Below are 17,229 nucleotides of genomic sequence, written 5' to 3'. Positions count from 1 at the left end.
GCATTCTTGCGGAGCCCGTTAACACCTGCTCACGTAAAGCGCTCATTTACATGAGCGCCCGCGAGCGGTGTGATCAGAACCGCCAGCCCAGGCCCACGCTGGCCAGCGTCGGGTTGACCTTGAACTTGCCGGCCGATGCACCGTTGGAATAGACGGTCGTGCCCAGGTTCACCTTCTTCAGGTCGAAGTTCAGGTAGGTGCCCTTCGTGATCTCCACGTCGGCGCCGATCTGGGCGGCCAGGCCGAAGCTGTTGTGCTTGATGCCGGGCTTGAGCGCCGCCTGCACCGCGGGCGCGAACTCGACGGACGAGAAGTTCGTGTAGTTCACGCCGGCGCCCACGTAGGGGCGGAAGGTGGCGTTGGGGGCGAAGTGGTACTGCAGCGTCAGCGTGGGCGGCAGGTGCTTGAGCGAGCCGATCTCGGTGCCGTTGGAGTACAGCTTCTGCTTCTGCGGGTAGGTCAGGATCAGCTCGGCCGCGATGTTGGGCGTGATGAAGTAGCTGAAGTCGACCTCGGGGAACGTCTTGTTGTTGATGGACAGGCCCAGGCCGGTGCTGTCCTTGTTGGCCGAGTCCAGGTGCAGCGCGCGCACGCGGACCATCAGCGAACCCTCCTCGGCCTGCGCGGGTTGCAGGGCGAAGACAGCGGCGGCAGCGATGGCGGCCAGGCGGAGGGCGGGGGAGAACTTCATCAATGACTCCTGGTGAATGGGACGTGTCCCGATGAAGTCATTGAACGCGCCGGACGCCCGGCGCGATTTGAGGCAACACAAGGTCGCGCGCGGCGGCGCGGCGGTCAGTGCTGCAGCTTGCGGTGGATCAAGCTTTGTGAGCGGGCCGAGCGACGGGCCGCTCCCTAGCCGGCCCGCCGTGGGCGATGTGCTTGCCGGTCGATCCGGCAAGCATCGCCGTCCCCTTGGGGGCTGAGGCCGGACAGGACAAGTCCTGAGGACTTGTCGTGCCTGCCGAAGGGCAGCCGCTCCGTCGGCTGCGCGGTCTGCAAGACCGACCGGACCGCCCGCGTTCAGCGGGGCGGGCGGGGCGAGGGGTCAACTGTTCTTGCCGAGGCGTTGGCACAACGCCAGCGTCAGCGCGCTCTGGTTCAGCGTGTAGAAGTGGATGCCCGGCGCGCCACCGGCGATGAGGCGCTCGCACAGCTTGGTGACCACATCCAGGCCGAACGCGCGGATGCTGGCCGCGTCGTCCATGAAGCCTTCCATCTTCATCTGCACCCAGCGCGGGATCTCGATGCCGTCGCGCTGCGCGAACTGCGCAATGCGGCCGTAGTTGTGGAAGGGCATGATGCCCGGCGTGATCGGCTGCGTGACGCCCAGGCGCCGCGCCTCGTCGACGAAGTGGAAGTAGGCGTCGGCGTTGAAGAAGAATTGCGTGATCGCGCCATCGGCGCCGGCGCGCATCTTGTCGGCGAAGTGCTGCAGGTCGCGCGCGGCATAGCGCTGCTGCGGGTGCGTCTCGGGGTAGGCGGCCACCTCGATGTGCCAGTCCTTGCCCTGGGTCTCGCGGATGAAGCTGACCAGCTCCGACGCGTAGCGGAACTCGCCCGCCGTGGCCGTGCCGCTGGGCAGGTCGCCGCGCAGCGCGACGACGCGGCGGATGCCGCGCTCGCGGTAGGTGGCCAGGATCTCGGCGATGTTCTCGCGCGTGGAGCCCACGCAGCTGAGGTGCGGCGCGGCGTCGAAGCCGGCGCCGGCGATGTCCATCACCGCCGACAGCGTCTTGTCGCGCGTGGAGCCGCCGGCGCCGTAGGTCACGCTGAAGTACTGGGGCTTGAGCGCGCCCAGCTCCTGCACGACGGTCTTGAGCTTCTCGACGCCCACGGGCGTGTTGGGCGGGAAGAATTCGAAGGAGACGGGCGTGTTCATCGGGACGCGTGTAGAAAGAATTCGCGGTTGCCATCACCGCCGGTGATGGGGCTGTCGAAGTAGTCCAGCACCTGGAGGCCCAGTGCCGTGCAGGCCAGCCGCACGCGGGCTTCCAGGCGGGGGTAGTCGGCCTCGTCCTTGACGAGGCCGCGCTTGTCCAGCGCCTGCGGGCCCAGCTCGAACTGCGGCTTGATCAGCACCAGCAGGTGGCCGTGCGCCTCCAGCCAGGGCAGCAGCTCGGGCAGGCTGCCCACCATGGAGATGAAGCTCAGGTCGCCCACGATCAGCGAGAAGCCGCCCGTGGGCGCGTGCGCTCGCAACGCCCCCAGCTCGCGCACGTGCACGCCTTCCAGCGCCGTCACGTGCGGTTCGGCCCGCAGCCGCGCATGCAGCTGGCCATGGCCCACATCCACGCCGACGACATGGCGCGCCCCGCGGGCCAGCAGGCAGTCGGTGAAGCCGCCGGTGCTCTGGCCGACGTCCAGCACCGTGTGGTGCGAGACGTCGAAACCCGTGCGGTCCAGCGCGCCTTCGAGCTTGAGCCCGCCGCGCGACACGTAGCGCAGCTCCGCGTCATCGGTGACACGCAGCTGCGCGGTCTCGGGCAGGTCCTCGCCGGCCTTCTTCAGGGTGGCCCAGCCGGTGGGCGAGGCCCATTCAGCGGCGCCGTTGCTGATGAGGCGCTGGGCCACCGAGCGGGTCGGGGCCAGGCCCTGGGCGACGAGGAGCTGGTCAGCGCGCATCGGCGATCAGTAGCGGTAGGTGTCCGGCTTGTAGGGGCCGGCCTTGTCCACGCCGATGTAGGCGGCCTGCTCTTCGGTCAGCTCGGTCAGCTGCGCGTTCAGCGTGGTCAGCTGCAGGCGGGCGACCTTCTCGTCCAGGTGCTTGGGCAGCACGTAGACCTCGCCGACCTTGTAGTTGTCCTTGTGCGCGAACAGCTCGATCTGCGCGATGGTCTGGTTGGCGAACGACGAGCTCATCACGTAGCTCGGGTGGCCCGTGCCGCAGCCCAGGTTCACCAGGCGGCCCTTGGCCAGCAGGATGATGCGCTTGCCGTCCGGGAAGATGACGTGGTCGACCTGCGGCTTGATCTCTTCCCACTGGTACTTCTCGAGCGACGCGACGTCGATCTCGTTGTCGAAGTGGCCGATGTTGCAGACGATGGCGTTGTTCTTCATCGCGGCCATGTGCTCGTGGCGGATGACGTTCTTGTTGCCGGTCGTGGTCACGAAGATGTCGGCCTTGTCGGCGGCGTACTCCATCGTCACGACGCGGTAGCCTTCCATCGCCGCCTGCAGCGCGCAGATGGGGTCGATCTCGGTCACCCAGACCTGGGCCGACAGCGCGCGCAGCGCCTGTGCCGAGCCCTTGCCCACGTCGCCGTAGCCGGCCACGACGGCGATCTTGCCGGCCACCATCACGTCGGTGGCGCGCTTGATGCCGTCCACCAGCGATTCGCGGCAGCCGTAGAGGTTGTCGAACTTGCTCTTCGTGACGCTGTCGTTCACGTTGATGGCGCGGAACAGCAGCGTGCCCTTGGCGGCCATTTCCTTCAGGCGGTGCACGCCGGTGGTGGTCTCTTCCGTCACGCCGATGATCTCGGCGCTCTTGCGGGTGTACCAGGTGGCGTCCTCGGCGACCTTCTTCTTGATCGCCGCGAACAGGATGCGCTCTTCCTCGCTGCCGGGGTTGGCCAGCACGGACAGGTCCTTCTCGGCCTTCTGGCCCAGGTGCATCAGCAGCGTCGCGTCACCGCCGTCGTCCAGGATCATGTTGGGGCCTTCGCCCGGCTCACCCTTGCCGGCGAACTCGAAGATGCGGTGGGTGTAGTCCCAGTAGTCTTCCAGCGTCTCGCCCTTGTAGGCGAACACGGGCGTGCCGACGGCAGCCAGCGCGGCGGCGGCGTGGTCCTGCGTCGAGAAGATGTTGCAGCTGGCCCAGCGCACTTCGGCGCCCAGCGCCTGCAGCGTCTCCACCAGCACGGCCGTCTGGATGGTCATGTGCAGCGAGCCGGCGACGCGCGCGCCCTTGAGCGGCTGCGACGCGGCGTACTCCTTGCGGATGGCCATCAGCGCCGGCATCTCGTGCTCGGCGATCTTGATTTCCTTGCGGCCCCAGTCGGCCAGCGACAGGTCCTTGACGATGTGGGCGGGGAGGTTGGCGGTCATGTCGGCTCCTTCAGGGAATGAAGCCGCTGACGACGGGTGCGGGGGAGTTCAGGCCTCACCCCGACCTAAGGTCAGCGGGTGAGCGCGGTTGCAGGGGGTCAACATTCCGAGCCTGGCCTCAAGGGGTGCTGAGGTTGCAACGCTCCTCGGAAGCCGCAGATTCTATCCAGCCCGCCCGGTGTCGTGGCAATCCACCGGTGCCGCCGGGTGCCAACAAATCGTCGCGCGGGGCGCCGAACTTCGCCGACCTCAAGACGCTTCAGCGCGGCAGAGGCGCGAAGCGGTCCGGCCGCCCGCGCTCCAGCTGGCGCAGACGCCGCTCCAGGCCGGCGAGGTCCGTCACGCCGTGCAGGTCCGTCGGTGCCGGCGCGTCGTCGCGCCGCCAGCACCGCGCCCACCCTGCAAGCCAGCGGAGGGGCGCCAGGGGCAGGGGAGAGTGGGCGGGTTGCAGGGTGGCGGGTGGCATCGGGCGGTCCATCGGTGAGTGCTTGCCACGATAGGCAGCGGCCGCAGGTCCGCCAAGGCACAGCGTGGTGGGCGCCGGCAGGGCCTGTATCAGCGCCGGTGCTGACACAGGCCCACCTCAGCCGCCGCCGCGCAGCTGGCCCACGTCCATGCGCGGCGGTGCACCGAACAGGCGCCGGTACTCGCGGCTGAACTGCGACGGGCTCTCGTAGCCGACGCGGTGCGCGGCGCTCGCGGCGTCCAGCCCATCGGCCAGCATCAGCCGGCGCGCGTGCTGCAGCCGCAGCGACTTCTGGAACTGCAGCGGCGACAGCGCGGTCAGCTGCTTGAAGCGCTGATGCAGCGTCGACGGGCTCATGTGCGCCAGCGCCGCCAGCTCGGCGATGGACAGCGGCTCGGCGAAGCGGCGCGTCAGCTGCTCGATGACGCGGTTGAGCCGGCGTGCCATGCCGTCGCCCTGCGCCAGCGCGCGCAGCCGCGGGCCCAGCGGCCCCGTCAGCACCCGGTAGAAGATCTCGCGCTGCACCAGCGGCGCCAGCGTCTTGAGGTCTTGCGGGCTGTGCAGCAGCTGCAGCAGCCGCTGCGCGGCGTCCAGCAGCGGCGCGGTGACCGGCGCGACGTGCAGGCCGGCGTCGGCGCCCGCAGCGTCCGTGGCCGCGTCGCCGTCCAGCAGCAGCTCGGCCAGCGCCTGCGTCTCGCAGCTCAGCCGCAGGCAGACATAGGGTTTGTCGAGGCTGGCCTCCACGACCTGCCCGCGCGGCAGCGCCGTCACCGGCACCAGCAGGCACTGCATGGCGTCGTAGTCGACGACGCGGTCGCCCAGCCGCGCCTGCTTGCGGCCCTGCAGCACCAGCACCAGGCCGGGTTCATAGATGGCCGGCACCGGCAACGCCGGCGCGCTGGCGCGGATCAGCCGCAGCCAGGGCAGGGCGGTCGCGTGGTGCCCGTCGGCAGGCGCATGCGCCAGCGCAAGCGCAACGGTGCGCGCGCGCAGGGCCTGGAGGTCGTCGTCGGTTGGCATGCGGCCGATTGTGCAAACGCAGCGGTGGCTCCGGGGCGAAGCCGGCCGAGGGCGCGGAGGATCGGGCAATCATGCGCCAGCTTTGTGCTGGGCGGCAGCGGCACGCGTTTCCTAAGCTGCCGCCATTCCGTTGACGATGCACGCAAGGAGTTCCGTGATGACGCAAACCCACTTCCCCCGCCGCCGCCTCGGCACCACCGGCCCCGAGGTCTCTGCCCTGGGCCTGGGCTGCATGGGCATGTCCGATTTCTACGGCCCGGCGGACGACGAGCAGTCGCTGGCGGTGCTGAACCGTGCGCTGGACATCGGCATCAACTTTCTCGACACCGCGGACATGTACGGCATCGGCGCCAATGAGCGGCTGCTGCGGCGCCTGCTGCTGGCGCGCCGCGGCGAGGTCGTGCTGGCCACCAAGTTCGGCCATGTGCGCAGCACGGACGGCGCCGTCACCCGCATCGACGGCAGCCCGGCCTACGTGCGCCAGGCCTGCGATGCGAGCCTGGACCGGCTGGGCGTGGACCACATCGACCTCTACTACCAGCACCGCGTCGACAAGACCGTACCCATCGAGGAGACCGTCGGCGCGATGGCCGAGTTGGTGAAGGCCGGCAAGGTGCGCCACCTCGGGCTGTCCGAAGCCTCGGCCGCGACGATCCGCCGCGCGCACGCCGTGCACCCCATCGCCGCCGTGCAGACGGAGTATTCGATGTGGAGCCGCGACGTCGAGGCCGAGGTCCTGCCCACCTGCCGCGAGCTGGGCATTGCGCTGGTGCCCTACAGCCCGCTGGGCCGCGGCTTCCTGACCGGCGCCATTCGTTCGGCCGACCAGCTCGCCGCGGACGACCGCCGCCGCATCCACCCGCGCTTCCAGGGCGAGAACCTCGACCACAACCTCGCGCTCGCCGATTCGCTGGCTGTGCTGGCCGAGGAATGGCGTTGCACGCCCGCCCAGCTTGCACTGGCCTGGCTGCTGGACCGGGGCGACGACATCGTGCCCATCCCCGGCACGCGCAGCGTCAAACGCCTGGACGAGAACGCGCGGGCCGCCGGCATCCAGCTGGACGACGGCCGGCGCGAGCGCATTGCGGCGCTGCTGCAGCGTCATGCCATCGCCGGCACGCGTTACCCGGCAGCGCAGATGGGGGCGGTCAACGTCTAGGTCGACGCGGCCGCGCTGCGGTAGGCCCAGAACCGCGGCAGGCACAAGCCCGTTGCGATGACGCCCACCAGGCAGATCGAGCCGCCGACCCAGATCGCCGGCGCCACGCCCCAGGCATCGGCCATGAAGCCGGCCCGTGCGTTGCCGATGAGCGGCCCGGTCAGGTAGCTGATCATCTCGATGCCGGCGAGCCGGCCGCGCAGCGTGTTCGGGATGGTCTCGTTCCAGATCGTGCCGCGGAACACGCCGCTGACCATGTCCGCCGCGCCGGCCACGGCCAGGCAGGCCAGGCCCAGCAGCAGGCCGGGCGCAAAGCCCAGCGCCACGATGCCCAGCGCCCACACCGCCGCCGCGATGACGACGGCGCGGCCGTGGCGGCTGACCTTGCCGGTCCAGCCGCTGAACAGGCCGATCAGCAGTGCGCCCACCGACATCGCCGACAGCAGCCAGCCGACCGATTCGGTGCGGCCGTCGGCCGCCGCCATCGCCGGGAACAGCGCGACCGGGAAGGCGAACGCCATCGCGACGATGTCGACGATGTAGGTGCCCATCAGCACGGGCCGCTTCCATGCGAAACGCAGCCCTTCGGCCAGATCGGCCAGCAGGTGCGGGCGCCCGCCCGGCGTGTCCACCGTGCCGATCGCGTCGCGCGGGATGCGCGCGATGAAGAACAGCGCGGCGAGAAAGGTGACGCCGTCGAAGACGTACGCGCCGACGGCCCCCCACTTCGCCAGCAGCAGCCCGGCCAGCGCGGGCCCGGCCACCATGCCCACCGTACCGCGCACCGAGGAAAGCGCCGCGACGGCCGAAAACTCCTCGGGCCTCGCGAGTTTCTGCGTCAGCGCCTCCAGCGCCGGCCGGTGGAAGCCGCTGGCGCCCTGCAGCACGGCCACCAGCGCGTAGATGGCCAGCACGCTGGGTGCCGCGCCCAGCGCATTCGCCAGCAACCCCAGCAGGCACAGCGCCATCAGCGCCTCGGAGCCGATCAGCAGCCGCTTGCGGTCCACCCGGTCTGCCACCGCGCCGCCCAGCAGGCCGCAGGCGACGACGGGGATCAGCTGCACCAGGCCCAGCAGGCCCACCTGGGCGTTGGAATGCGTCAGCTCGTACAGCTGCCACGGCACGGCCACATAGCTGACCATGGTGCCCAGCCCGGAGATGAACTGGCTGGCGAAGAGGCGGCGGAAGGCGAGGTTGCGGCGCAGCGGGCCGACGTCGAGCAGCATCAGCCGCCGAGCCCCAGGAAGACGTGCAGGCGGTCGATCTCTTCCGCCAGCGCGTCCTTGAACGCGGCATCCCGTGGCGCCCTGCCGGCCACGTAGCCGCACTCGACCTTCAACTCGCCGCCCTTCACGCCGGCATTTGCCCAGCCGACGACCTGATCCCGCCACAGCAGCGGCAGCGCGTAGTGCCCGCGCACGCGCTTGGCCGCCGGGGTGTAGGCCTCGAAGCGGTAGGCCCAACCCCACAGCAGCTCGAAGCGGCGGCGGTCCCAGACGACTGGGTCGAACGGCGCCAGCAGCCGCACCTGGGCCGGGACGCGCCAGCCGCGTGCCGGGTCCTCGCCCGCGGGCCAGTACCAGTCGACGCCATCCACGCGCGCGCCGGCCAGGCGCTCCCTGGCGCGTGCGAGCGTCGGCTTGCGCAGCTCCTGCCACTGGCGCGCGCCGCTGGCCAGCATGCTGATCAGCGTGGACAGGCTGCCGGCCGGCAGCGGCGCGTACTTCTGGATCACCACGTCGGCCAGCGCGTCCATCGCGGCCTGCGGGTCGGGATGCGGTTGCCAGGGCTGCGCGAGCCGGTAGACGCGCGTGCCGCTGTCGCGCCGCACGACGTCCAGGTGGCCGCGGAAGTGCAGCCCGTCCAGCAGCTCGGTGGACAGCCGGCTGTTGCCGCCGAACCAGTTCTTCACCGGCCCGTGGCCCAGCGCGGCGTCGACGTCGGCGGGGTGGGCTTCGCCCAGCCGCTGTACCTCCGCCAGCACGGCGTCGGCCAGCTTCCAGCGCGGTGCGTCCCACGCGAGCCGGGCCGTGCGCGGATGCATCAGCGCGCGCAGCGTGGGTGTCACGAAGCCGTAGTTGATGAAGAAGTCTTCCTGCAGGTCCAGCCGCGGGTAGCGGCGCTCCAGGTCGCCGGCCCGGTAGCCCTTGACGCGGTGGCGCAGCGTCAGGTCCTGCGCGCGCGCCGGGGCGCGCAGCGGGTCGGCCTGCACAAAGCCGCCCAGCCTCTCGACGGCCTTGACGAGCGTCGTCGGCGCGAACAGGCTGCGCGCCACGGCGTGGCGGCGCAGGGCGGCAAGGTCAACGGGTGTGGGCATGCAGATCGGCGTGGGCGTGGCGCAGCAGTGTCTGGGCGTCCTGGCCATCGTCGGGGTAGAGGGCGACGCCGAAGCCGGCGCCGGGCGACGGCGCGTCGGCCACGCTGGCCACGCTGGCCAGGCTGGGCAGCGGCAGCTGCATCGCGGCTTCCAGGTGGGTGCGGGCGGCCTCGGCGTCGGCGCGGTTGTCGACGGACTCCAGCAGCAGCAGGAACTCATCGCCGCCGTAGCGAGCCACGATGTCGCCGATGCGCACGCCGGCGCGCAGCCGCTGGCCGGCCTCCTTCAACACCGCGTCACCCACGCCGTGGCCCAGCCGGGCGTTGACGTCGCCCAGGCTGCGCAGCGTCACGCGCATGATGGCGAACGGCCAGCGGTCGCCGCGGCGGCGATGCTGCAGGATGCGGTCGTCGATGCGGTGCAGGATGGCGCTGCGGTTGGACAGGCCGGTGAGCTGGTCGGTCAGCAGCCGGGTCTGCATGTCGGCCAGGCCGCGTGCCAGGTCGCCCAGCGCGTCGGTGCGGCCGGCGTCGGGCGGCGCGTCCAGCACGCCGTCGCCCACGCGTCGGGCCGCGTCGGTCAGCCGGCGCAGCTCGCGCGTGACCAGGTGCAACGCCGCCCAGCCCAGTGCCAGCGCCGCCAGCGCCGCGATGCCCGCGAGCACCGCAGCCTGCATGAAGCCCTGCTGCACGCCGGACAGGAAGCTGCTGCGCGGCGCGGCCACGATGACGCGCCAGTCCAGCCCCAGCGCCGGGTCCAGGCGGACGTGGCTGACCTGCACGGCGCGGCCGTCCCCGTCCTCGAAACTGAAGGTGCCGGCCGTGCGCGAGCGGGCTTCACGCTGCACCGCGTCGAAGCTGCGGGCCACCAGCGCGTCGCTGCTGCGGGCGGCGTTGAGGCGGTCCTGCGGGCCGCTCAGGTAGGCGCCGCGCGACACGCCCACCAGGCCGCCGTCCGGCTCCACGACCATCGCCACGGCATCCTCGCCCAGCGTCTGACGCGCCAGCAGCGTGCCCAGTTGCTTGAGCGACACGTCGGTGGCGGCCACGCCCTCGGGCTCGCCGGCGTCGTTCAGCACGCGCTTGGTGCGCGTGACGACCAGGTCCTGGGTCTTGAAGTCCACGTACACCGGCGTCCAGCCCAGCGCGGCGGGCGACGCCAGCGTGCGCTGGAACCAGGGCCGCTCGCGCGGGTCGAACACCTGTTCCTCCGTCAGGGGCGAGCGCAGCGCGCCGTTGATGCCGCTGAACCGATAGAGCGTGCGCGGGCCGGTGTCGGCGGTGCGCAGGCGCAGCTCGGCCTCGTGCTCGGAGAAACGCCACAGCCCGATGAAGCGGCCGCGGCGGTCGCCGTAATAGACGTAGTTGTTCTGCGCCAGGTGAACCGAGGTGGCCAGCCAGAAGCGCTCGCGCAGCAGCTCGCGCTCGCGTTCGAGGTTGTCGGGTGCCGGCAGCCCGGTGGGCGCGGCCGTCTCCAGCACGGCCTCGGCGCCGCCCAGCTGGCGCTCCAGCGACACGGCGATGCGGCCTGCGGCCTCGGCTGCCAGCCGGCCGGACAGCTGCTCCACGCTGTCGCGGGCGGCCTGCCAGCACAGCAGCCCCGCCGGCAGCGCCAGCCCGAGCACCAGCAGCACGGGCGGCAGGGTCAGCAGGCTGCGCAGGCTCAGGCGGTCGGTCAGCGTCCTCGGGATCAAGGGCAGGGCTCGGCGTGGGGCGGGCGGTGGGACGGGCGCAGGTTAGCAGGCCCGGGCGGTGGCGGCCCATCCCCTGGCGCCGCCCGCCGGGATGCCGGGCGGCGGCGCACTAGAATTCAAGGTTGTTTTGCGGTGGCCCCGGCCGCCCGACCCTCAAGGAAATCATCGTGTTCATCTCCAACGCCTACGCCCAGGCCGCCGCTCCGGCCGCCAGCCCTGAATCCGGCCTGCTTGGCATGCTGCCGCTGGTGCTGATGTTCGTTGTGCTCTATTTCGTCATGATCCGGCCGCAGATGAAGCGCCAGAAGGAGCACAAGGCCATGATCGAGGCGTTGGCCAAGGGCGACGAAGTGGTCACGGCCGGCGGCATCGTCGGCAAGGTCAGCAAGCTGGGCGACAGCTTTGTCCATATCGAGGTCGCCAGCGGTGTCGAGCTGCAGCTGCAGCGCAGCGCCATCACCCAGGTTCTCCCTAAGGGAAGCTTGAAGTAAACGGCCGCGCGCCCACCTCCCGGGCCACCACGCCGTCCGGGCGCTGACAAGGAAGTCCCATGAACCGCTATCCGCTCTGGAAGTACGCGATCCTGCTCGTCGCGCTGCTGATCGGCACTCTCTACACGCTGCCCAACCTGTTCGGCGAGGCGCCTGCGGTGCAGGTGTCCAGCGCCAAGGTCACCGTCAAGGTCGACCAGACGCTGCAGTCCCGCATCGAGGCCGCACTGCAGCAGGCCGGCGTCACGGCGGACTACGTGCAGTTCGACGGCAGTTCCATCAAGGCCCGCTTCGGCGATACCGACACGCAGCTCAAGGCCAAGGATGCGATCAACAAGGCCCTGAACCCCGACGCCAACGAGCCGAGCTACATCGTCGCGCTGAACCTGCTGTCGCGCTCGCCCCAGTGGCTGACGGCGCTGCATGCCAACCCCATGTACCTGGGCCTGGACCTGCGCGGCGGCGTGCATTTCCTGATGCAGGTGGACATGAAGGCGGCCCTCACGAAGAAGGCCGAGGCGTTGACGGGCGACGTGCGCTCCATGCTGCGCGAGAAGAACATCCGTCACGCCGGCATCAGCCGCGACGGCAACACGGTGCTGGTGGCCTTCCGCGACGCGGAGCAGCGCGCCGCGGCGATCGACCTGCTGAAGCTCCAGCTGCCCGACGTCACGTGGACGCCCCAGGCCGACGGTGGCCTGGCCGGCGCGCTGAGCCCGCAGGCGCAGACCGCCGTGCAGGACGCCGCCATCAAGCAGAACATCACGACGCTGCACAACCGCGTCAACGAACTGGGCGTGGCCGAGCCGGTCATCCAGCAGCAGGGCCGCGACCGCGTCGTCGTGCAACTGCCCGGCGTGCAGGACTCCGCCAAGGCGCAGGACATCATCGGCCGCACCGCCACGCTGGAGCTGCGCATGGTGGACGACAGCGCCGAGGCCATCGAGGCGCTCAAGGGCAACGGCCCCGTGCCGTTCGGCACCGAGCGCTTCATGGACCGTGGCTTCGGCCCCATCATCGTCAAGCGCCAGGTCATCCTGACCGGTGACAGCCTGAACGACGCGCAGTCCGGCTTCGACGAGAACCACAACCCGGCCGTGCACCTGACCGTCGACGCCAAGGGCGCCCGGATCATGAAGGAGGTCTCGCGCGAGAACGTCGGCAAGCGCATGGCCATCCTGCTGTTCGAGAAGGGCAAGGGCGAGGTCGTCACGGCGCCCAAGATCAACTCCGAGCTGGGCAACCGCTTCCAGATCTCCGGCGCGATGACCGCGCAGGAAGCCAGCGACACGGCCCTGCTGCTGCGCGCCGGCTCGCTGGCCGCGCCGATGGAGATCATCGAGTCGCGCACCATCGGCCCGAGCCTGGGCAAGGAGAACATCGAGAAGGGCATCGCCAGCGTGACCTGGGGCTTCGTCGCCGTGGCCGCGTTCATGTGCGTGTACTACCTGCTGTTCGGCGTGTTCTCGTCGCTGGCGCTGGGCTTCAACGTGCTGCTGCTGGTGGCCGCGCTGTCGCTGATGCAGGCCACGCTGAGCCTGCCCGGCATCGCCGCCATGGCGCTGGCGCTGGGCATGGCCATCGACTCCAACGTGCTGATCAACGAGCGCATCCGCGAGGAACTGCGCGGTGGCGTGTCGCCGCAGCAGGCCATCCACCTCGGCTACGAGCGCGCCTTCGCGACCATCCTGGACTCCAACGTGACGACGCTGATCGCCGGTGTCGCGCTGCTGGTGTTCGGCTCCGGCCCCATCAAGGGCTTTGCCGTCGTGCATTGCCTGGGCATCCTGACCTCGATGTTCTCGTCCGTCGTGTTCTCGCGCGGTCTCGTGAACCTTTGGTACGGCCGCCAGAAGAAGCTCAAGAGCGTGTCGATCGGGCAGATCTGGAAGCCCGAAGCCGAAACGACCGACGTCGCCGCCAAGGCCTAAAGAGAAAACGACATGGAACTCTTTCGCATCAAGCGCGACCTGCCGCTGATGAAGCATGCGTTGATCTTCAACGTCATCTCCTTCGTCACCTTCGCCGCCGCCGTGTTCTTCCTGGTCACGCGCGGGCTGCATTTCTCCATCGAGTTCACCGGCGGCACCGTCATCGAGGTGGCTTACCCGCAGGCGGCCGAGATCGAGAAGACCCGCCTGATCATCGAGAAGATGGGCTATGGCGAGGTTCAGGTGCAGAACTTCGGCTCGTCGCGCGACGTGATGATCCGCCTGCCCGTGCGTGCCGGCGAGAAGCAGACCGAGGTGGTCGGCAAGGTCTTCGGCGAACTGTGCAAGGCCGAGTCCGGCACTGTCAGCGAGCACCAGGAGGTGACGGCCCAGGGCGAGCAGGTCAGCAAGCAGATCTGCAAGACCGCCGCCGGCGCCGAGCCCATCAAGCTGTCGCGCTCCGAGGTCGTCGGCCCGGCCGTCGGTGCCGAGCTGGCCGTGGACGCCGCCAAGGCGCTGGCCATGACCATCGTCGGCATCGTCATCTACCTGGCGATCCGCTTCGAGTGGAAGTTCGCGCTGGCCGGCATCATCGCCAACCTGCACGACGTGGTCATCATTCTGGGCTTCTTCGCCTTCTTCCAGTGGGAGTTTTCGCTGGCGGTGCTGGCGGCCATCCTGGCGGTGCTGGGCTACTCGGTGAACGAGTCCGTCGTCATCTTCGACCGGGTGCGCGAGGCCTTCCGCAAGTTCCGCAAGATGAACACGCACGAGGTCATCGACCACGCGATCACGTCGACGATGAGCCGCACCATCATCACCCACGGCTCCACGCAGCTGATGGTGGTGTCCATGCTGCTGTTCGGCGGCCCGACGCTGCATTACTTTGCCGTCGCGCTGACCATCGGCATCCTGTTCGGCATCTACTCGTCCGTGTTCGTCGCGGCGGCCCTTGCGATGTGGCTGGGCGTCAAGCGCGAGGACCTGGTGAAGACGTCTGCCACGGCAAACCGGGACGACCCCAACGACCCGAACGCCGGGGCCGTCGTGTAGAGTGACCTTCAACGCCCACTTCCGCCGCGCAGCCCCGACGCCCCCATGACCGCCGCCCGCAACCAGGCCCTGGCCACGCAGGCACGGCGCGTCTACCTCGAAGCCCTGGTGCGCGGCATGACGCCGCTGGTGGCCGCGGTGGGGCAGGGTGCCGGCAACCTGCTGTCTCAGGGAGCGCCGCATGCGGTGATGATGGCGCGGCGCGACGCGGTGCAGGCTTGGCAGAAGCTGGGCCCGAACTGGCAGATGGCCATCGTCGGCGCGCTGCGCCACGCGGCCCAGCACGGCGTCTCCGACAACGCCCGTGAGCACGAGCCCAGCGCGCAGGCGCAGTCGCAGAAGATGAGCCTGGTGGACGACTCCACCATCGAGCGCGAGATCACCAGCTCGCGGCTGGCGCTGGTCATGATGGACCGTGCCACCTGGGAGTTCACCGACCTGCGCACCCGCATGCAGGCGCTGGAGGCCCACGACGACCTCGAGCCGCTGGACCTGCTGCGCGCCCACGTCGTGGCGCGTATCGCGCTGGACGCCTGGACCCGCGTTGGGCTGGACGCCAACATCTGGCAGTTGCTGCACCACGAGCTGCACGAGGAGTTCGCGCAGCTCATCAGCGAGGCCTACCACGAGACCAACCGCTGGCTGATTGCGCAGAAGGTGCTGCCCGAGGTGGACCTGCGGCCCTTCATCCGCCGCACGGCCCAGGCCGCCAAGGATGCGGCCGCCGCGGCTGGCGGCGCGCCGGCAGCCGTGCCGGCGCCCGTGTCGTCCCCCCCCGCGTCGGGCCTGGCGCCGCTGACGGTGCCCGCCGGCGGAGGCGACCTGCCGCGCAGCCGGGCCAGCTCGCAGGCCGACGAAGTGATGGCGCAGCTGCAGCGCGTGCTGGCCCGCCACGTGCCCGGCTTCCCGGTCACCAAGAGCCAGGTGCCGGCCCGCCCGGGCGGCGGCAAGCCCAGCCTGGCCGGCCTGGGCGGCGGCGGTGCCATGCCCGCGGCAGGCGAGGCCGCGGCCGCCAGGCCGTCGCTGGCCGACGCCGCCCCGCCGGTGAACCCGGCCTCGCCGCGGCTCATGGGGGCCATCAAGCATGCGCAGGAGTCGTTCCAGCGCCGCGCGGCGCCCGCCGTCAGCGGCAGCGGCGCCGGCAGCATGGGCGACAGCGCGCAGAGCGCCCCGCGCCAGTTGGAGGAGATCGGCGCCCGCAACCAGGCCTTCAAGCAGGTCCTCAAGCAGGCTGCCAACACGCCGGCCGAGCGCGCCACCATCGAGATCGTCGCGATGATGTTCCAGAGCATCCTGACCGAGGAGCGCATCCCGGCCTCGGTGCGGGTCTGGTTTGCGCGGCTGCAGATGCCGGTGCTGCGCGTGGCCGTCTCCGAGCCCGACTTCTTTGCCGCCGCCGACCACCCGGCGCGCCGCCTCATCGACCGCATGGGCGCCTGCGTCATGGGTTTCAACGCCGCGCAGAACACCGGCCCGGGCGCCGAGCGCGCCAGCGGCGATGCGCTGGAGCGCGAGATCAAGCGCGTCGTGCAGGTCGTCGAAGCCTACCCGGACACCGGCCGGCGCGTGTTCACCACCGTGCTGACCGAGTTCGAGAAGTTCCTCGACCACTACTTCGAGAACGAGAACCAGGCCTCCAAGCGCGGTGTGTCGCTGGCCCAGCAGGTCGAGCAGCGCGAGACGCTGGCCATCCAGTACACCATCGAGCTGCGCAAGATGCTGTCCGAGGTGCCGGTGCAGGACGGCGTGCGCGACTTCCTGTTCCACGTCTGGGCCGACGTGCTGGCCGTCACCGCCGTGCGCTCGGGCGCCCAGGCCGACGTGACCAAGGCCATGAAGCGCGCCGCGGCCGACCTGATCTGGAGCGCCAGCGCCAAGTCCTCCCGCGAGGAGCGCGCCGACGTCATCCGCCGCCTGCCGCCGCTGCTGAAGACGCTGCGCGACGGCATGAGCCACGCCGGCCTGGCCCTGGACAAGCAGGATGAGCACGTGCGCCAGCTCAACAACGCGCTGGCCGCAGCCTTCACCGCCAAGACGGCCGCCATCCCGCGCGAGCGCCTGGACGAGCTGATGGACCAGCTGGAAACGCTGGAAGCCATGCTGCCCGAGGACCTGGAAGGCGACAGCCACGTCGACGAGATGCTGGTGCGCGACTTGTCCGGGCACGAGTCCGACGGCATGGAGGTCGTTGCAGAAGGCGGCTCCGCGCCGACGCCCGCCATGGTCGCCTGGGCGCGCGAGCTGCAGGTGGGCGGCTGGTTCATGCTGGACTACCGCGGCCGCAACGAGCAGGTGCAGCTCGCCTGGCGCGGCCTGCGCAAGCAGCTGGCCCTCTTCGTCACGCCCAAGGGCCGTGGCGTGCTGTTCTCGCTGAATCGCATGGCCGCCTTCCTGCAGGCCGGCCTGCTGCTGCCGGCCCAGGACGAGGCCCTCACCGTGCAGGCCACGCGCAAGGCGCTGGCCAAGCTGGATGCCGACCCGAACCAGCTGCTGAAATGAAAACGGCGCCAGGGGCGCCGTTTTTTCTCAGTGGATCAGCCGATCCTCGGGGGCGACGAACAACTCGTCGAGGATGAGCGCATCGGGCTCCTCGCCCAGGCTCCAGAACACCATCAGCACGATGATCTTCAGGTCTTCCAGGTCCATCGGCGCGCCGGGGATGGCCATCGCGCGGTCGATGACCATCTCGCGCATGGGCCCGGGCAGCACGCCGGCGGATTCCAGGAAACTGACGAAGCCGATGGACGCCTCGCCCAGGTGCTCCACCTCGGCGGCGGAGTAGACGCGCAGCGCGTGCTCGCTCTGCTCACCGTGGTAGGCGTCGCCGGCCACGGCCAGGCCTTCGAGCCAGTTCAGCGCCTCCTGGATCTCGTCGTTCTCGAAGCCCACCGCCGTCAGCTTGCGCGTCAGTTGCGCCGTGTCGGGGCAGGCGTCGGGACGCCAGTAGGTCTCGTAGAGATAAACCAGGACATCGAACATCGTGAGGGGATGATAGCCCAGCGTTTCGGCGCGTCCGGCTGCGAATAACCCCCCGGATCGGTCCCTCATG

The 17,229-nt window shown here is 70.2% G+C and carries 15 protein-coding genes and 1 riboswitch; of the genes, 5 read left to right on the top strand and 10 right to left on the bottom strand.

Translation table 11 applies throughout. The features are described 5' to 3' along the window. Positions 1-73 precede the first annotated feature (73 nt). From ACG04Q_RS21955 to ACG04Q_RS21930, 6 genes are all read right to left on the bottom strand, one after another. Positions 74-691: an OmpW/AlkL family protein gene (locus tag ACG04Q_RS21955; protein WP_394513605.1), complete on the bottom strand. Its 618-nt coding sequence runs from the start codon at positions 689-691 to the stop codon at positions 74-76. 357 nt (positions 692-1,048) lie between these two features. Continuing rightward, positions 1,049-1,882 carry a methylenetetrahydrofolate reductase [NAD(P)H] gene (gene metF, locus ACG04Q_RS21950; RefSeq protein ID WP_394513604.1) on the bottom strand — a complete coding sequence of 278 codons (834 nt, stop codon included), beginning with the start codon at positions 1,880-1,882 and terminating at the stop codon, positions 1,049-1,051. Continuing rightward, positions 1,879-2,625, bottom strand: coding sequence for a TlyA family RNA methyltransferase (locus tag ACG04Q_RS21945; protein WP_394513603.1), 747 nt, complete (start codon positions 2,623-2,625; stop codon positions 1,879-1,881). Before ACG04Q_RS21945 ends, metF begins: the two co-directional genes overlap by 4 nt. A gap of 6 nt (positions 2,626-2,631) precedes the next feature. Beyond that, positions 2,632-4,050, bottom strand: a complete 1,419-nt coding sequence (gene ahcY, locus ACG04Q_RS21940) for an adenosylhomocysteinase (protein WP_394513602.1) — start codon at positions 4,048-4,050, stop codon at positions 2,632-2,634. Positions 4,051-4,123: 73 nt separating this feature from the next. Next, positions 4,124-4,204: riboswitch (S-adenosyl-L-homocysteine riboswitch) on the bottom strand. A gap of 105 nt (positions 4,205-4,309) precedes the next feature. After that, positions 4,310-4,516 carry a hypothetical protein gene (locus ACG04Q_RS21935; RefSeq protein WP_394513601.1) on the bottom strand — a complete coding sequence of 69 codons (207 nt, stop codon included), beginning with the start codon at positions 4,514-4,516 and terminating at the stop codon, positions 4,310-4,312. A gap of 117 nt (positions 4,517-4,633) precedes the next feature. Then, entirely contained in the window at positions 4,634-5,536 is a 903-nt protein-coding gene (locus tag ACG04Q_RS21930; protein ID WP_394513600.1) for an AraC family transcriptional regulator, read from the bottom strand. Between the two features lie 157 nt (positions 5,537-5,693). Between ACG04Q_RS21930 and ACG04Q_RS21925 the strand changes: the two genes are divergently transcribed. Beyond that, entirely contained in the window at positions 5,694-6,695 is a 1,002-nt protein-coding gene (locus ACG04Q_RS21925; RefSeq protein WP_394513599.1) for an aldo/keto reductase, read from the top strand. On the opposite strand, the gene ACG04Q_RS21920 is transcribed toward ACG04Q_RS21925, so the two are convergent. From ACG04Q_RS21920 to ACG04Q_RS21910, 3 genes are read right to left on the bottom strand one after another with little or no spacing between them, the layout of a single operon-like run. Beyond that, on the bottom strand, positions 6,692-7,921 hold the full coding sequence (locus ACG04Q_RS21920) for an MFS transporter (RefSeq protein WP_394513598.1): 1,230 nt from the start codon (positions 7,919-7,921) through the stop codon (positions 6,692-6,694). The genes ACG04Q_RS21925 and ACG04Q_RS21920 overlap by 4 nt on opposite strands. Next, positions 7,921-9,012 (bottom strand): DNA glycosylase AlkZ-like family protein, encoded by a 1,092-nt coding sequence (locus ACG04Q_RS21915; RefSeq protein ID WP_394513597.1) that lies wholly within the window; start codon positions 9,010-9,012, stop codon positions 7,921-7,923. Before ACG04Q_RS21915 ends, ACG04Q_RS21920 begins: the two co-directional genes overlap by 1 nt. Next, a complete protein-coding gene (locus tag ACG04Q_RS21910) occupies positions 8,996-10,705 on the bottom strand; it encodes a diguanylate cyclase domain-containing protein (RefSeq protein ID WP_394513596.1) in 1,710 nt (569 codons plus the stop codon). The genes ACG04Q_RS21915 and ACG04Q_RS21910 overlap by 17 nt, the downstream gene beginning before the upstream one ends. A 167-nt stretch (positions 10,706-10,872) precedes the next feature. Here ACG04Q_RS21910 and yajC point away from each other — a divergent pair, with 167 nt between their 5' ends. The 4 genes from yajC to ACG04Q_RS21890 are packed head-to-tail and all read left to right on the top strand — an operon-like array spanning position 10,873 to position 16,679. Next, complete coding sequence (gene yajC, locus ACG04Q_RS21905) at positions 10,873-11,196, top strand: preprotein translocase subunit YajC (RefSeq protein ID WP_394513595.1); 324 nt, start codon at positions 10,873-10,875, stop codon at positions 11,194-11,196. A gap of 59 nt (positions 11,197-11,255) precedes the next feature. Continuing rightward, positions 11,256-13,127, top strand: a complete 1,872-nt coding sequence (secD, locus tag ACG04Q_RS21900) for a protein translocase subunit SecD (RefSeq protein ID WP_394513594.1) — start codon at positions 11,256-11,258, stop codon at positions 13,125-13,127. A gap of 12 nt (positions 13,128-13,139) precedes the next feature. Next, entirely contained in the window at positions 13,140-14,180 is a 1,041-nt protein-coding gene (secF, locus tag ACG04Q_RS21895) for a protein translocase subunit SecF (protein ID WP_394513593.1), read from the top strand. A gap of 45 nt (positions 14,181-14,225) precedes the next feature. Continuing rightward, a complete protein-coding gene (locus ACG04Q_RS21890) occupies positions 14,226-16,679 on the top strand; it encodes a DUF1631 family protein (RefSeq protein WP_394513592.1) in 2,454 nt (817 codons plus the stop codon). 27 nt (positions 16,680-16,706) lie between these two features. Here ACG04Q_RS21890 and ACG04Q_RS21885 read toward each other — a convergent pair whose 3' ends face one another. Beyond that, positions 16,707-17,159, bottom strand: coding sequence for a Smg family protein (locus ACG04Q_RS21885; RefSeq protein ID WP_394513591.1), 453 nt, complete (start codon positions 17,157-17,159; stop codon positions 16,707-16,709). Positions 17,160-17,229: the final 70 nt, after the last annotated feature.

It is taken from the genome of Pelomonas lactea (assembly GCF_043555885.1).
GTDB lineage: Bacteria > Pseudomonadota > Gammaproteobacteria > Burkholderiales > Burkholderiaceae_C > Pelomonas > Pelomonas lactea.
The sequence above is the reverse complement of the archived record's forward strand: the minus strand, read 5'-3'. Positions and strand labels throughout refer to the sequence as shown.

Bases quoted from the DNA above. Each gene is read 5' to 3' on its own strand.
- ACG04Q_RS21955 (WP_394513605.1), bottom strand. From the start codon at position 691: ATGAAGTTCTCCCCCGCCCTCCGCCTGGCCGCCATCGCTGCCGCCGCT.
- metF (WP_394513604.1), bottom strand. From the start codon at position 1,882: ATGAACACGCCCGTCTCCTTCGAATTCTTCCCGCCCAACACGCCCGTG.
- ACG04Q_RS21945 (WP_394513603.1), bottom strand. From the start codon at position 2,625: ATGCGCGCTGACCAGCTCCTCGTCGCCCAGGGCCTGGCCCCGACCCGC.
- ahcY (WP_394513602.1), bottom strand. From the start codon at position 4,050: ATGACCGCCAACCTCCCCGCCCACATCGTCAAGGACCTGTCGCTGGCC.
- ACG04Q_RS21935 (WP_394513601.1), bottom strand. From the start codon at position 4,516: ATGCCACCCGCCACCCTGCAACCCGCCCACTCTCCCCTGCCCCTGGCG.
- ACG04Q_RS21930 (WP_394513600.1), bottom strand. From the start codon at position 5,536: ATGCCAACCGACGACGACCTCCAGGCCCTGCGCGCGCGCACCGTTGCG.
- ACG04Q_RS21925 (WP_394513599.1), top strand. From the start codon at position 5,694: ATGACGCAAACCCACTTCCCCCGCCGCCGCCTCGGCACCACCGGCCCC.
- ACG04Q_RS21920 (WP_394513598.1), bottom strand. From the start codon at position 7,921: ATGCTGCTCGACGTCGGCCCGCTGCGCCGCAACCTCGCCTTCCGCCGC.
- ACG04Q_RS21915 (WP_394513597.1), bottom strand. From the start codon at position 9,012: ATGCCCACACCCGTTGACCTTGCCGCCCTGCGCCGCCACGCCGTGGCG.
- secD (WP_394513594.1), top strand. From the start codon at position 11,256: ATGAACCGCTATCCGCTCTGGAAGTACGCGATCCTGCTCGTCGCGCTG.
- secF (WP_394513593.1), top strand. From the start codon at position 13,140: ATGGAACTCTTTCGCATCAAGCGCGACCTGCCGCTGATGAAGCATGCG.
- ACG04Q_RS21890 (WP_394513592.1), top strand. From the start codon at position 14,226: ATGACCGCCGCCCGCAACCAGGCCCTGGCCACGCAGGCACGGCGCGTC.
- ACG04Q_RS21885 (WP_394513591.1), bottom strand. From the start codon at position 17,159: ATGTTCGATGTCCTGGTTTATCTCTACGAGACCTACTGGCGTCCCGAC.